Raw genomic sequence first — 1350 nt, forward strand, 5'->3', positions numbered from 1 at the left:
TTTCCTCTGGGAAAAACAACTCGCTTTGCTCAGACATTTTTTCCCGGCGGAAAGGACACCCCCGCCCCACGGCCGTTCCGGCTGGATATGGGGAGTCCGCGAAGGGAAAATTGGTATTCAGAGAAGGATCAGCTTTCGGGCTGGTCCTTTTTTCGTTCCAGGTTCAGGGTAAAGGCCAGGGGCAAGACCAGCAGGCCGTAGGTGATCATCAGCATCAGGGCATGGCGGGCATCGCCGGTCCAGTCGGCGACGACACCGCCAAGCATAGGCACGCAAAAAGCGACGGTGTAACCGACCAGGAAGGTGCCGGCGGAGAGGCGGCCAGTTTCGGCGGCGGAGACCACCAGCGGGGGTATCGCTACGAGCAGGATCAGGAGCATGCCGGCGACCAAGCTCATGAGGGTGGCACTGACGATGGACCACCAGCCGGTAAGCATGACCGCGCCAATGGCGCCGAGCAGGCTGATGCTGGCCAGGGTGGCGATGACGCCACGACGCCCGACCCAGTAGCGCGCCATTTTCAGCATGATCAGGGAGGCGAAGACCTGGGCAAGGTTGTACCAGAACAGGGCATCCGGCAGTTTGTCGAACTGGCCCTGATGCTGCAGCAGGTTGCCCATGTACGCGTTGAGGCCAAAAAACAGCGAGCCGGAGAGGCCGAGCAGTAGACCGATTCTCAGGGTCAAGGGGTTATGCCAGTCCGGTAGCCAGGCTACTTTTCGCACCGGTTTGGCCCGGTCCCGTTTGGGCAGGAACAGGGCTGCGGCAACCAGCAGCGCCGGGAGTGACCAGGCCACCAGGGTGGCGCGCCAGCTGTTGTCTAGCAGGGGCATGAGCACAGGCAGCGTGATGCCGGCACCGATGAACTCACCCATCAGCATGCCGTTCATGTAGATCGCCGAGCCTAACGCGAGGTGGTGGGGGTCCAGCCACCGGGGCAGTAGTGCCGGCAGTGATGGTTGCATCATGGAGACGCCGATGCCCATGACGGCACTGGCAATCATCAGGGTCAGGGTGTCGGGCATCAGGCCGCGCCCGGCGGAGCCGATCACCATAATCACCATGGCCAGAGCCAGGGTATTGCGGGGGCCAATCCGGGCAATGGCCAGTGAGCCGGGCATGGAGCCGATGGCCAGCATCAGGATGGGCAGGGTGGTCAGGGCGCCGGTGAGTGCCTGGGTGAGTGCCAGTTCGTTGCTGATGAACGGCGCCAGGGGCGGCGCGACCAGTACCGGTATCCGCAGGTAAACGCCGGCCAGCCAAAGCAACACCGCCACCGGCAGCAGCTTCGCTGGCGGTGGCGGTGTGGTCGCGGCCTGGTATTCAGCCACGGGCAAGACGATTCAGTCT

Annotated in this window: 1 protein-coding gene; it reads right to left on the minus strand. The window is 63.3% G+C overall.

Going from position 1 to position 1350, the window contains the following annotated elements; genetic code table 11:
• Positions 1 to 128 precede the first annotated feature (128 nt).
• Positions 129 to 1331 (minus strand): MFS transporter, encoded by a 1203-nt coding sequence (locus B2W52_RS01665; protein ID WP_053113478.1) that lies wholly within the window; start codon positions 1329 to 1331, stop codon positions 129 to 131.
• Positions 1332 to 1350: the final 19 nt, after the last annotated feature.

The organism is Marinobacter sp. UBA2498 (assembly GCF_002341575.1).
GTDB classification, from domain to species: domain Bacteria; phylum Pseudomonadota; class Gammaproteobacteria; order Pseudomonadales; family Oleiphilaceae; genus Marinobacter; species Marinobacter manganoxydans.